Raw genomic sequence first — 13,765 nt, 5'->3', positions numbered from 1 at the left:
CCTCAATAAATCATAAAGTTAAAAAGCACCAGCTGCTCCAGGGAATACCACTGGACTGGTATTACCGTTGTCGCCGACACTGGCAACACCGTAGACATAATTATCTATGACCATGTTTTTCATAATAAATTCATTCACGTTACCAACATAACGACTATGACTCCATTCAGATTCTGTGGTTGAGCGCCAATAGACCCGATAACCTAATATATTCTTATTCGGTTGTGGCTGCCATTGCAGTTTGGTATCGGGTTGCATAATACCTTCGATGTTCACCCCTTTTGGCGGCTCTGGTGCCCACGCCATTGAAGCCAAACTAATGGCATTAAGTGCGGTGAGTTTGGCATTAAAGTCAAAATCCACCCCAGCAAGCACATCACCATATTCAATACCATTTTCAGTGCGAATATCTTGATGCTGACGATCATAATGCTCATTAGCTTCCATCACTCTAACGGCAGGCATACCTGCTTTATTAAACGGTAAATGATGGCCGCCACGGCCAAAGCGATCGAGACGATATACCAACATCACATCAAGGTTAGTCATGTATTGATCAACTAAGGATTTAATTTTTCGTGCAAGATTACGTGAAGCGGAATCATTTTCGCCGCCGCTAAAATAGCGCTGTTTAGCTTCTTCTGTGGTTTCTGCAATTCTGACCCCTTCAGAAAATACTCTTACAGTAGAATTGTTGATAACCCCGTTAATGCCAGCAATATTACCAATCATGTCATTGTTCAACACCGCTTGGATTTGCCAGTCATGCTTTTTAGCATAATTAATCAGCACATCACCGCCATATAAACCTTGCTCTTCACCTGAAAGCGCCGCATAAACAATTGTGCCATTGAATTGATATTTCGACAGCACTCGCGCGGCTTCTAAAGCGCCAGCAACCCCAGAGGCATTATCATTGGCCCCCGGAGATACCGAGGTAAAATCCATCGGGTCGGTTACCCGAGAGTCAATATCACCAATCATCATTACCACGCGGTTAGGATCTGTTGTGCCTCGCTGAATCGCAAATACATTTACCACTTCAGTGGGTTCAGGAATGCGTTTACCACTAACCGTTTCGCCCACCATGACAACTTCTAAACAGCCACCACAATCAGCAGATATCCGTTCAAATTCAGCTTTAATCCAGCGCCTTGCTGCGCCAATACCTTGGGTATCAGATTGTGTTTCAGATAAGGTATGACGAGTGCCAAAGCTCACCAGCGTTTCTACATCTGTGCGTAAACGCTTAGCCTGCGGTGCTGTGGCAATATCATATAAACGCAGATCTTCTTCTGATGGCGCGAGATGACTTTGCTGGGCTGCAATCGCATTAAACCCAACAATATTAACGCTTAATAGCGATAGTACGCCAATAACTTGATAGCACTTTTTTATGGTTATTGTGTGTGTATCCCTGTTCATATCATCCTCTTAAATCTTTAGATTATTAGCTCGCTAATGCTGCTTGATAGCGTTTTAGCAAGATTTTTACCCGCTCAACATAGGCTTGAGTCTCTGGGTATGGCGGGATTCCTTGGTACTTAGTCACGGTTGTTGGGCCAGCATTATAGGCGGCGCAGGCAAGCTCAATATCATTATCAAATCGTTCAAGTAAGTACGCTAAATATTGGCTACCACCCAGAATATTCTGCCGCACGTTATAAGCATCGGTCACGCCCAACTCTTTGGCTGTGGCAGGCATTAATTGCATTAATCCAATTGCCCCCACCTTTGAGTGCGCTTTGGCATTAAATGCTGATTCCGCATGGATCACCGCCCGAATTAACGCAGGATCTAACTGAAATTGTTTGGCAGCATCCTCGACTAACTGTTTATGCTTAGAGACAAATATGGGAATACGCTGCCAATCAAGCTGCGAGTCTACTTGGCAGGCAAAGCAGTCATACAATAAAACGTCAAAGTCCTCAGTGGTGGGCACGACATTTGAAAAAGTGGTCACGCCATTTTGTTGATACTGATAGATTTTACGTTTTGGTTTTTTAGTCTGACTACCTGCGGTCAAGGTACTTTTTGCGGTTAATGCGCTTGAAACCATTGTTGGTGCTGCATTATCCGCTGACGGCTGGCGCGAAAAATACTTCTTCTTTGCAGGAGGCTGATAACGCTCTACAACAGCCGCAGATTTTATCGCAGTTTGTTCAACAATCACTTTGGGCTTTAACACCATAGCAGGTTTTGCTGGCTGCTTAAGCGCCACGACCGGAGGGTGTAATACCTGTTGTTTCTTTGGTTTAACTTGAGAGCGGGGTTTAACTTGAGAGCCAGATTCAGCATCACCCGTGTCACTTGCTAAAGGTAATACCACAATAGGCGCATGCAAGACTTGTTGACGCTTGGGCGCTTGGGCTAGGGGCGTCGGCATAGTCGCCACTTTAATCACTTTAGGCTGCACGTTAGTGCTGGTTGCAGGCTGCTTTTGAGGTTTTATGCGCTCACTTTGCGACGCAGTAATTTTATCCGCTTGCGGCGATTTTTCAGTTAATCCTAACGACGCTGCTGTGGGATTAAGTTTCTGATTCGGTTTGCTTTGCTCAATCTGCGTTTGTGCTTTGGCAATTATTTGCGGTTTAACTGGCGCAGTCATTGTCAGTTGAATTTTAGCTTTCTGCTGTGCCTGTATTTCAAACCCAGCTCCGGTATTGGCTTGGGTAACAGTTACGGAAGCGCTGAATAAGATCAGTAAACTTACACCGCAACCGCTTATTAAGGCGTTTGCGCAACTCTGCCTGAGTAATCGCTTTATGTATGTGTTGACCGTAAAAGCCAAGTTTGAAGCTAAAATATGTAAAGGTATTTTTATCATTATTATTATCACGTTTATATTGAGCACTGACTAGCTTGCCTCATCATAGCGAAGAATCAACACCCTGTTCACTAAACATACACTCAATGCAGATGTTGTTTTTTGCACGATTTTTTACAACTCATATAGAAACCCGACAAATACCATGGTTAAAACCATTAAAAAGCTTAACTTAACAGCAAGCTTTGACGCTACCATTCAAAAAGGTAAAAAATATAGAACAAAATGATTAAAAATATTTTTTAATTCTTTCAAAACAGCATTTTAAGCAAAAACAAGAATGAGTGTTTTTTATACCAACTTACAACATCAGTACAACTAAATAGCGCTATTTTTCGATAATGAGTTGTTATTGAGTTAGACTCAATGAAAATTTGATGTTAACTGATATTTATCAGCTTTTTCCGCCTAGATTTAAGCTTATTTTAAAATAGGTCATATAGTCTGTAGATTGGCAAAATCTCAAACTCTAATAATTAAGCCTATTTAAGGGATATTCATGAACCTTGATCCATCTAAAGCTGTGCCTAATAAGGGTACGTCTCAGGACCTCGCCTCAAGTGGCACCTTTGTCCGTTTTCTTAACATTGTCGAAAGATTAGGCAATTTATTACCTCACCCAATTACCTTATTTGCCATGTTCTGCTTAGCTGTCATTGCCATTAGTGGTATTGCGGGTTATTTCGAAATGACAGTTGCAGACCCTCGCCCTATGGGCAGCTCAGGTCGCAGTGAGGATGGCTTAATCCATGTGGTCAGCTTGATGAATGCTGAAGGTTTGCGGATGATCGTATCCAACTTAGTGACTAACTTTACCGGCTTCACCCCATTGGGCACTGTATTAGTGGCCTTACTGGGTGTCGGTATTGCTGAGCGCTCAGGGTTATTATCTGCCGCTATGCGTTTATTGGTCATGGGCACTTCAAAGCGCCTTGTTACACTAACGATTGTGTTTGCGGGTATTGTGTCCAATACCGCATCAGAGCTAGGTTATGTGGTGCTGATCCCAATGGCGGCAATGATATTTCACTCCCTTGGGCGTCATCCTTTAGCCGGATTAGCAGCCGCTTTTGCTGGGGTATCCGGTGGCTACAGCGCTAACTTACTATTAGGCACGGTCGACCCTTTACTATCAGGTATCACTGAAGCTGCGGCGCAAATGATTGACCCAGATTATATTGTTGGCCCAGAGGTCAACTGGTACTTCATGTTTGTGTCGACCTTTTTAATCACTATATTAGGCGCACTGGTTACCGAAAAAATCGTTGAACCCAAACTAGGAAAATACGATGTATCTGAAGCGGCTGATGACTTATCTGAACAGAAAATGGATATTGTCACTACAGAAGAAAAACATGCCTTAAAGGTGGCGGGTTTCTCTGTATTGGTCTTATCAAGCTTATTGGCATTGACCATTATTCCTGAAGGCGCCCCACTACGAAATCCTGAAACCGGCTCAGTTTCAGGCTCACCATTTTTAAAAGGCATTGTGGCGTTTATCTTTATCGGCTTTGCTATCCCGGGCTTGGTGTACGGTAAAGTGGTCGGCAGCATGAAAAAAGACACCGACATCATTAATGCCATGTCTCACAGTATGAGTACCATGGGTATGTATATTGTGTTGGTATTTTTTGCCTCGCAGTTTGTGGCTTTCTTTAAATGGACCAATTTAGGCGCGGTATTAGCGGTAACTGGCGCGGATGCCTTGAGCAGTATTGGTTTAACTGGGCCATTAGTATTTGTACTGTTTATTATGTTGTGTGGTTTTATCAACTTAATGCTCGGTAGTGCTTCGGCGCAATGGGCAGTTACTGCGCCGATATTTGTACCTATGTTAATGCTAGTAGGCTATGCCCCTGAAACCATTCAGGCAGCGTATCGAATAGGTGATTCGGTCACTAACTTGATAACGCCAATGATGAGCTATTTCGGACTAATTCTGGCGGTTGCAAGCCGTTATAAGAAGAACTTAGGTATCGGTACCTTAATTGCCACCATGCTGCCTTACTCAATCGTGTTCTTTATCGGTTGGACGCTGTTCTTCTTCCTATGGGTATTTGTTTTAGGCTTCCCTGTAGGTCCTGGCGCAGCAACTTATTACACGCCATAACGAATGCCGTTGTCATACCATAATGACTGAAACTGATTAGCTTATTAGCCCTGTATTTACAGGGCTTTTTATTGCGTTTTTGACAGTGACTCTTTCATGGAGGGGTATTCATTGATAGGTATTTATTGATAGGAGTATTTCATTGATGGCACTATTTCATTAATAACAGGAATTGGGTTAGTTGCATTTGCTAGCTATAACCGAGGTTCTGCAACCAAAGCATCGAACTCAACTTAACTGACTCGAGTTATTGCAATACAAGGTGCTCCCACTGATCCGGTCGTTCTTGTCATAGCGCCGTTAACCTGCGCCCATGCCATTAAGCATATCTCACTATGTTAGGTCACAGTAACGGCGCACTTCTCCCTGAGTCAGCTCATCAACTTAAGCGATAGCATGGCTGATTAAAGGCAATAAGCCTTAAATAACGAGCAACAAAAAGCCCAGCATCTGCTGGGCTTTTTAAGGATAACTACAGTGATTAGCGCTTATTCAGCTGAATCACTTTTCGTTTCAGGTGGTACATAACCTTTACGCTCTTTCTTATTGAAGATTTTCTCAACCACCACGAAGAACAGTGGGATTAAGAAGATACCAATAAAGGTAGAACTCATCATGCCACCAAGTACGCCTGTACCTAGTGCATTCTTACTACCAGAACCAACACCGGTACTAATTGCTAGCGGTACAACACCTAAACCAAAGGCTAGAGATGTCATCAAGATTGGACGTAAACGTACTCGCACTGCGTGCAAAGTCGCTTCAACCAACCCAGCCCCCTTGTCGTAGAAGTCTTTGGCGAATTCTACAATCAAGATGGCATTCTTGGTTGCCAGCCCTACCGTCGTCAGTAGACCTACTTGGAAAAATACATCGTTAGGTAAACCACGACCATTCATCGCCAGCAGTGCCCCGATAACCCCTAATGGCACAACTAGGATTACCGCAAATGGTACCGTCCAACTTTCATAAAGTGCTGCTAGTACAAGGAATACCACTAAAATAGATAGTGCGTATAACGCTGGTGCCTGGTTACCTGATAATCTCTCTTCATAAGATAAGCCATTCCACTCGATACCAAACCCTGGTGGTAAATCTTGCACCATTCTCTCGAAATCAAGCATTGCATCACCAGAGCTATATCCGGGCATAGTTGCACCTTGAATATTGACCGCTGGTAAACCGTTAAAGCGTTGTAATTGTGGCGAACCAAATTCCCATGAACCAGTAGTAAAGGCCGAGAAAGGTACCATTTCACCTTTTGAGTTACGCACAAACCAGGTTTCTAAATCACTTGGTTGCATACGGTATTCAGCATCACCTTGTACGTATACTTTCTTAACGCGACCACGGTCGATAAAGTCATTCACATACGAACCACCATAAGCGGTTGCTAGTACACTGTTTACATCATCGATATCCACACCTAAGGCGCGAATTTTAGCTTGATCAACATGGATTTGGTACATAGGTGCATCTTCTTGCCCATTAGGACGTACGCCCACAAGGTTCGGATTCTGCGCTGCCATACCTAATAACTGATTACGGGCTGCAATTAACGCCTCATGACCTTGACCACTACGATCTTGCAGGTACATATCAAAACCATTGGCCGTGCCTAATTCAATTACCGCTGGCGGTACAAAGGCAAACACTAAGGCGTCTTTCATCTGCATGAAACGACCCATTGCACGGTTAGACAAGGATTGAACATCTTGCCCTTCACCACCACGTTCAGCCCAGTCTTCAAGACCGACGAAAGCAATACCCATGTTTTGACCAGAGCCAGCGAAACTGAAACCTGCAACACTAAATACAGATTTAACGATATCGCCTTCTTCTTCCAAGTAATAGTCACTCACATCCTCAAGCACTTTCATGGTGCTTTCTTGAGTCGAGTTAGTTGGCAAAATTGCTTGGGTAAACAAGATGCCTTGGTCTTCATCTGGCAAGAATGCTGTTGGCATGCGCATGAAAATCCAACCAGTCGCGATAACCAGTACAAGATAGACACCCATCATGCGCACAGTACGCTTAAGGATTTTTGCTACACCCGCTTCATAGCGCGAGGTTAACTTATCAAAGTTACGGTTAAACCAGCCAAAGAACCCAGTATTAATATGGGTATGGCCTTTTGGAATTGGTTTAAGCATGGTGGCACATAATGCCGGGGTTAAAATCATCGCGATTAAAACAGACAGCGCCATTGCAGACACAATCGTAATCGAGAACTGACGATAAATAACACCAGTTGAACCTGACATAAATGCCATAGGTACGAATACTGCTGACAGGGTTAAACCAATACCCACAAGTGCGCCAGTAATTTGATCCATCGATTTGCGGGTGGCTTCAAGTGGGCTTAAGCCCTCTTCAGACATAACACGCTCGACGTTTTCCACCACAACAATCGCATCATCTACTAACAGACCAATAGCCAGTACCATAGCGAACATGGTTAAGGTGTTAATAGAGAAACCAGTCGCTGATAAAATGGCGAATGTACCAAGTAATACCACGGGTACCGCAATCGTTGGAATTAGTGTTGCTCTGAAGTTCTGCAAGAACAGATACATGATCAGGAACACTAAAATCACTGCTTCGATAAGGGTATGCACAACACCTTCAATTGATTTCTCAACAAATGGCGTAGTGTCATATGGGTAATAAATCTCTAAGCTGTCAGGGAAATAAGTTTGCAAGTCAGCAAGCATTTCACGAACATTTTTTGCGGTATCAAGCGCGTTAGCACCTGTGGCTAACTGCACACCAATACCAGCAGCGGGTTTACCGTTAAAGAATGATTCCACTGAGTAGCTTTCAGAACCCAGTGCAACGCGAGCTACGTCGCTCAGGTAAACGTTAGCACCAGAGGTGTCAGATTTGAGAATAATCCCTTTAAATTGCTCAGGAGTTTGCAAACGGCTTTGGGCAGTAATGGTCGCATTTAATTCTTGGCCAGCAATTGATGGCGCACCACCTAATTGACCCGCTGAAATCTGCGCATTTTGCTCACGAATCGCGGCCATAACATCAATACTAGTTAAGTTGTATTGCGTCAGCTTTAACGGATCAAGCCAAATACGCATTGCATATTGGGCTCCGAATAATTGCAATTCACCTACACCAGCAACACGGCTTAACGGATCTTGAATATTGGCAGCAACATAATCGGCAATATCGGTTTTATCCAGCGAACCATCTTCAGATACAAACGCTGCAACCATCAAGAAACCAGCACTTGATTTAACCACGTTAACACCCTGAGATTGCACCTCTTGCGGTAACAAGGTCATCGCAGCTTGCAGCTTATTTTGCACTTGTACTTGAGCAATATCCGGATCGGCTTCAGCATTAAAGGTTAAGGTGATTTTTGCATTACCAAAACTATCACTGCTTGAGGCAATATAACGCAGATGGTCAATACCCGTCATACGTTGTTCAATAACCTGAGTTACTGTATCTTCCATGGTCTTTGCAGACGCGCCAGGATAAAACGCGGTTATTTCAACTGTTGGCGGTGCAATACTCGGGTACTGCGCCACAGGAAGATCTTTAATTGCTAAGACCCCTGCCAACATGATTAGAATTGAGATCACCCATGCAAAAATAGGGCGATCGATAAAGAAACGAGCCATAACGTTACCCTATTTAGTTGGAGTGTTTTCGGTTAAAACTTGTGGAGCAACTTCAGCGCCAGGACGAACTTTTTGCAGACCTTCGACAATCAATTTGTCGCCAGCCTTTAAGCCTTCAGTAATACGCCATTGGTGGTTAATCACCTCTGCTGTTTTCACCACGCGCGCTTCAGCTTGATTATCAGCATTAACAATCATAGCTACCGCTTCACCTTTTGTGTTACGGGTAATGGCTTTTTGCGGCACTAAAATGGCTGATGGATCTTGTCCGGCATTTAAAATCGCGCGCACATACATACCAGGCAATAACACCCCATCAGGGTTAGGGAATTCAGCACGGATAATCACCGAACCTGTTGCTTCATTGACGCTCACTTCAGAGAACTGCAATGTACCTACGTTCTCGTAAGTGCTACCGTCTTCAAGAATAAGGGTCACTTCAGCATTTTCGCTTTGCTGTAACTTGCCTTGTCTAAGTTTTGACTTAAGACGTAATAGTTGCGCACTTGATTGAGCAATATCGATATTGATTGGATCAAGTTGCTGAATTTTCGCCAGTGTATTTGATTGATTAGCAGTAACTAGTGCACCAGGAGTGACACTTGATGTGCCAATACGACCAGAGATTGGTGCACGTACTTCTGTGTATTCAAGGTTGATTTTAGCAGTATTAATTGCTGCCTCAGCAACAGTCACCTTAGCGATTGCTTCTTTGTAGGCTGCATCAGCTTCATCAAAGTCTTGGGCACTAATAGCATTGGTTTTAACCAAGGCTGCATAACGGTCTGCTGTAGCTTTCGCAGAAGCCAAGGCTGCATTCGCGCTGGCTAAATCTGCTTCTGCGCTAACTAAAGCAGCTTTGTAAGTTGCAGAGTCAATTTGATACAGTGACTGACCCGCTTCGACATCTTTACCTTCAACAAAACCACGGTTGGTGATGATGCCTGATACCTGTGGGCGTACTTCCGCTTCTAAAAAAGCACGACTACGACCTGGTAATTCAACATAAATGGCTTGAGATTGTTCAGTCACACTCATCACCCCTACTGGTGCGGGTGGTGCTTTTTGTTGGCCTTGGCCTTGTTCGGCTTGACCACAAGCGGTAATCCATAAAGCCGCAGTGATAACTGAGGCTATTTTCAGTGCTTTGCGCATGACTGCTCCTACTCCTAATGACATCATCAGTAAATTTCACCTTGTTTGAAGGGTAAATATTTGCTGGATATATATTTCAACGTTTTTCAACGTTTTAAGCTTGAAATTTTAATGGACGTTGTTATCCCATACACTTGCGAGCTCAACAACCATTACAACCAATTAAAAAATTATAAATTGTAAACAAATAATAAACTTAGATACTTTGTATACGCTTTGTTGACTTAGCTGTAGCAACAACAAAAAATACACACGAAAGTGTTACAAAAAGGTTAACTGACTCACTTTTAAAAGTGCGTAAATATACACCATTCTCATTAAAAAAGGTGTGCGCCTAGTATTAAATTCTAAAAAAATATCCTCATACGATATTAATTATTGCGCTTGCATTGCGACAGTAGGCTCTGTCAGCATATCACGCCACCAGTAGGCTGCCTGAGTAGGGAAATCAACTGAAACCGCCTCACCAAATATCGGTGTTAGCACTGGTATATTCGCTTGCTCGGCTAAGGTCGTAATACGCTCTAATGGCTCAAACCAGTCATGTAATGATAAATCGAAAGTACCATTATGGATTGGTAACATGGCGCTTTGCTGAAAATCTGCGCCGTTTAAATCAATATGCGCCTGTAAGCTCTGTTCAGGCATCATATGAATGTCACTCCATAATTCATTATAGGCGCCAGTTTCAATCATGGTGATATCAAATGGCCCATAACGCTCACCAATGTCTTTAAAACCTGAGAAGTAACCGCCATCACCACTAAAGAATAGTTTGTTTTTCTCGCCTTGGATCACCCAACTTGCCCATAACGTAGTATCACGATCGAATAGCCCACGCCCAGAAAAGTGCTGTGCAGGGGTAGCGACTAACGTCAGCCCCGCCAAATTCAGTTCTTGCCACCAAGCCAATTGCGACACTTTACTTGCGCTAATCCCCCAATCAATAAGGTGATCGCCCACTTTTGATGGCGTCACGAAATGCTCAACTTTCTTATTTAAGGCCATAACGGCCGCTTTATCAAGATGATCATAATGATCATGACTAATAATGACCGTCTTAATAGCAGGTAATTGTTCAATACTTATTGGCGATTGATGAAATCGTTTTGGCCCAGCCCATTGAACTGGAGATGCACGTTCGCTAAAGACAGGATCTAACAAGATATATTCACCGTCCAAGCGGATGAGTAATGTTGAATGACCTAATCTAAATATTTGATCTTCAGTACTGAAGCTTAAGCTCAATGTCGTCAGTGGCAAAACAGGCACCGGCTTTACAGGTGTTGGGTGTGCTCTTTTGACGGTAAAATAACTTTTTACTATTTGCCAAATATCACTTAAACCTGATTGATAGTTAATCTCGGTATTTTGAAATTTCTCGTGAGTTTCTTGCGCATTTTTATCATAGCTGCACCATGCTTTTAAGCTAAACGACACCATCAACACTCCAACAATAAATAACCAATATTTCATATTAACGCCAAAAAAAAGTAAACTACACGGTGCAGTTTATGGATTTATTGTTGAAAAGTAAACTACTCAGTGTAATATACTTGCACGACTCCCAGCGAAGATTTGTAAACAAGTATGACAATAACCAAGAAAACCCTCAGCCAACAAAAGCATGAAGCCATCGTTGACGCAGCCAAGCGGATGTTCAAAAAACTGGGGGTTGCGGCGACCAGCATGGATAAACTGGCAGAAGAGGCGCAAGTGTCTAAGCGCACTGTTTACAACCACTTCGCCACTAAAGAAGCCTTAGTCATGCACCTAGTTAGTGAGTTATGGTTTGAAGCCATGGCCAGCAATCAAGAGCAATATCAACCTCAACAGGCACTGCTTTCGCAATTGTCAGCCATCATTTTGACCGAAATTCAATTCATCAACTCTCAAGAGCATATTGATATGGCCCGCGTCGCTATTGGGCATTTGTTTTACAATAGTGAAGAGATGTGCCGTGAAATAGAAAAAATGAAACTGCATGAAACGGCATTATTACGCTGGATAAAAGCCGCTGCAATTGATGGAAGGATTGAGGTTGAAGATGCTACTTTTGCCAATGAGCAACTATTGCATTTGATCAAAGGCCAGTGTTTTTGGCCGCACATTTTAACCTGTTGCGCACTGTTAAATGATCAACAAAGACAGCATTTAGCCGATGAAACGGCAACAATGTTTTTAGCCCGTTATGAGCTTAAAGCCTAAACTGTAATCAAGGGTGCGGGCTTAACGTTAAGCAGGCTTAAGCCTTAAACAGCGCTAAGCCATTAACACCACCAGCAAATAACAGGTGGTTTTATAGTCGATTATCGCCAACACTTAGTGAAATAATGCGGCTAATTTCAGCCAAGGTTAACCCTGACTCTTGTTGCCAGTGGTTAAAAGCCGCTTGGGATTGGCGCAATGCCGTTTGCGAGGTAAATCCGGCATCAACCACCTTAGTGGCTTTGAGATATGACTGCACATCAGTGGTTAATAAAAACGTATCCTTACCCACATTACGTAAAAAATACGGCCCAGTATTGCCACCTAAACGACTGCCTTTCTTTTTTAATACTTGCCAAAGTCCTGTGATATCTTCCGATGGCCAATTAGCAATAAACTCAGCAAAGCTGCCATGCTCAGCCGCAATTTGCTGCACCATATAGGCATTATCAACAATAGATTGGGTTTTCTTTTGATGGCGAATAAGCGTTGCGTCAGTGGCGCGCTGCTGAATTTGATCCGGTGACAGCATTAATACTTTAAACGGTTCAAAATCAAAGAAGGCTTTTTCATACGCAGGCCATTTATTCTCAACCACCCGCCACACAAAGCCACTTTGAAACACTTGCTTGCTCATGGCAGACAAAAGTTGTGCATCAGAAAATTGACCAATCTCATCCGCTTCAAGGGTCAGAGGCAATAAATGAGCTAACGCCTTACTGCCACCTTTACGCTCACTGGCGCGGTCAAAAATATCGCTGAATTTTTCTAATTTGGCCACAAGCTAACCCCGTTAAATAAATGACTAGCGCTTATTATGCTACCTGACTCAGCTTAGGGGCAATATTCTGATCTTTTTTTACTTGCAGAAATTGTTTCCACTTAACCACTTCAGCAGCCATTACTGGCATAGCGCCGTCGTAGCCCGCTTCGGCAATTAAGTGACTGATAGGCACTTGCTTACCTTTGCAGACAAACACACCACGCACATGGGCAATACAATGAACCCCACGATTAGATACAAAGCGCTGCTCAATATAGAAATATTTCTCATCCCAACCAACTATCTTGGTTTCAATGTCAAATTTCTCCAGCGGCTTAATATCTTTAATAAAGGTAAACTCAGATGCGTTTACAATGGGCAGCCATTTAAGTTTTAAAAATCGCTTCATTAAACCCATTTCAGCAATCATATACGTACGAGCTAAATCTAAAAAGGCAGGATAGCGAGAATTAGTAAGATGCATATTGATATCGCAATCGAGCGGTAATGCGCGATATGAAATACGACTGGTACCTAAAAAATCGATGTGATTACAGTGACGAATACGCCAGACAAACAACCAAAACAGACGAAAATATAAATTCATGGGGTTACAACTCCTTTGTCAGCGCCAAAGGCTATCAGAGGTCATACCAGCGAGCAAGTTTGTTCACAAATTTATCCATTCATCATCTAAAACGCCCCACTCTTGATGACATTTTATATCTAAGACTGTGAGCATAAGCCCTTTTTTTATAGTCATTTTTGCCATAAAATGGCCGCGCTTAACTTTATTAAGCATCACAATTTAAATTCTCAGGGCGGGGCGCAATTCCCCACCGGCGGTAAATCGAGGCGACTAAATGCGCCAAGATGAGCCCGCGAGCGCTCGATATTTTTCGAGGTCAGCAGATCTGGTGACTTAGGCCATGTTTTCACATGAAGTACGCCTAACAGTCCAGAGCCGACGGTTATAGTCCGGATGAAAGAGAATAGAAAACACCACTACTTAGGTATGCTGGTGCATTTCGTTTGGCGTAAAGCCACTCTTCAAAGCCCTGATT

At 43.1% G+C, this 13,765-nt stretch carries 8 protein-coding genes, 1 pseudogene and 1 riboswitch; of the genes and pseudogenes, 2 read left to right on the top strand and 7 right to left on the bottom strand.

Annotation, left to right across the window (positions count from 1 at the left end; all coding sequences use genetic code 11):
• Nucleotides 1-18: 18 nt before the first annotated feature.
• Nucleotides 19-1,425, bottom strand: a complete 1,407-nt coding sequence (locus BCU91_RS04580) for a M28 family metallopeptidase (RefSeq protein ID WP_102530973.1) — start codon at nucleotides 1,423-1,425, stop codon at nucleotides 19-21.
• A 25-nt stretch (nucleotides 1,426-1,450) separates the two neighbouring features.
• Nucleotides 1,451-1,996, bottom strand: a pseudogene (locus BCU91_RS04575) (lytic transglycosylase domain-containing protein); the annotation flags it as partial.
• A gap of 1,330 nt (nucleotides 1,997-3,326) precedes the next feature.
• On the opposite strand from BCU91_RS04575, the gene BCU91_RS04570 reads away from it, so the two are divergent.
• Entirely contained in the window at nucleotides 3,327-4,937 is a 1,611-nt protein-coding gene (locus BCU91_RS04570; RefSeq protein WP_102530972.1) for an AbgT family transporter, read from the top strand.
• A 488-nt stretch (nucleotides 4,938-5,425) separates the two neighbouring features.
• Here BCU91_RS04570 and BCU91_RS04565 read toward each other — a convergent pair whose 3' ends face one another.
• The 3 genes from BCU91_RS04565 to BCU91_RS04555 all read right to left on the bottom strand — a co-directional run bounded on the left by BCU91_RS04565 (nucleotide 5,426) and on the right by BCU91_RS04555 (nucleotide 11,206).
• Nucleotides 5,426-8,575, bottom strand: coding sequence for an efflux RND transporter permease subunit (locus tag BCU91_RS04565; RefSeq protein ID WP_102439385.1), 3,150 nt, complete (start codon nucleotides 8,573-8,575; stop codon nucleotides 5,426-5,428).
• A gap of 9 nt (nucleotides 8,576-8,584) precedes the next feature.
• Nucleotides 8,585-9,730, bottom strand: a complete 1,146-nt coding sequence (locus BCU91_RS04560) for an efflux RND transporter periplasmic adaptor subunit (RefSeq protein ID WP_102439384.1) — start codon at nucleotides 9,728-9,730, stop codon at nucleotides 8,585-8,587.
• Between the two features lie 375 nt (nucleotides 9,731-10,105).
• Entirely contained in the window at nucleotides 10,106-11,206 is a 1,101-nt protein-coding gene (locus tag BCU91_RS04555; RefSeq protein WP_102475964.1) for an MBL fold metallo-hydrolase, read from the bottom strand.
• Nucleotides 11,207-11,320: 114 nt separating this feature from the next.
• Here BCU91_RS04555 and BCU91_RS04550 point away from each other — a divergent pair, with 114 nt between their 5' ends.
• Nucleotides 11,321-11,938 (top strand): TetR/AcrR family transcriptional regulator, encoded by a 618-nt coding sequence (locus BCU91_RS04550; protein ID WP_102475965.1) that lies wholly within the window; start codon nucleotides 11,321-11,323, stop codon nucleotides 11,936-11,938.
• A 91-nt stretch (nucleotides 11,939-12,029) separates the two neighbouring features.
• On the opposite strand, the gene BCU91_RS04545 is transcribed toward BCU91_RS04550, so the two are convergent.
• Together BCU91_RS04545 and BCU91_RS04540 are read right to left on the bottom strand one after the other, a co-directional pair.
• Complete coding sequence (locus BCU91_RS04545) at nucleotides 12,030-12,719, bottom strand: DNA-3-methyladenine glycosylase I (protein ID WP_102530971.1); 690 nt, start codon at nucleotides 12,717-12,719, stop codon at nucleotides 12,030-12,032.
• 34 nt (nucleotides 12,720-12,753) lie between these two features.
• Complete coding sequence (locus BCU91_RS04540) at nucleotides 12,754-13,308, bottom strand: thioesterase family protein (protein ID WP_102530970.1); 555 nt, start codon at nucleotides 13,306-13,308, stop codon at nucleotides 12,754-12,756.
• 201 nt (nucleotides 13,309-13,509) lie between these two features.
• A riboswitch (FMN riboswitch) is annotated at nucleotides 13,510-13,699 on the top strand.
• Nucleotides 13,700-13,765 lie beyond the last annotated feature (66 nt).

Source organism: Shewanella sp. 10N.286.52.B9, from assembly GCF_002873635.1.
Taxonomy (GTDB): domain Bacteria; phylum Pseudomonadota; class Gammaproteobacteria; order Enterobacterales; family Shewanellaceae; genus Shewanella.
Note: the sequence above shows the minus strand (reverse complement) of the source record. Positions and strands in the feature narration are given on the sequence as shown.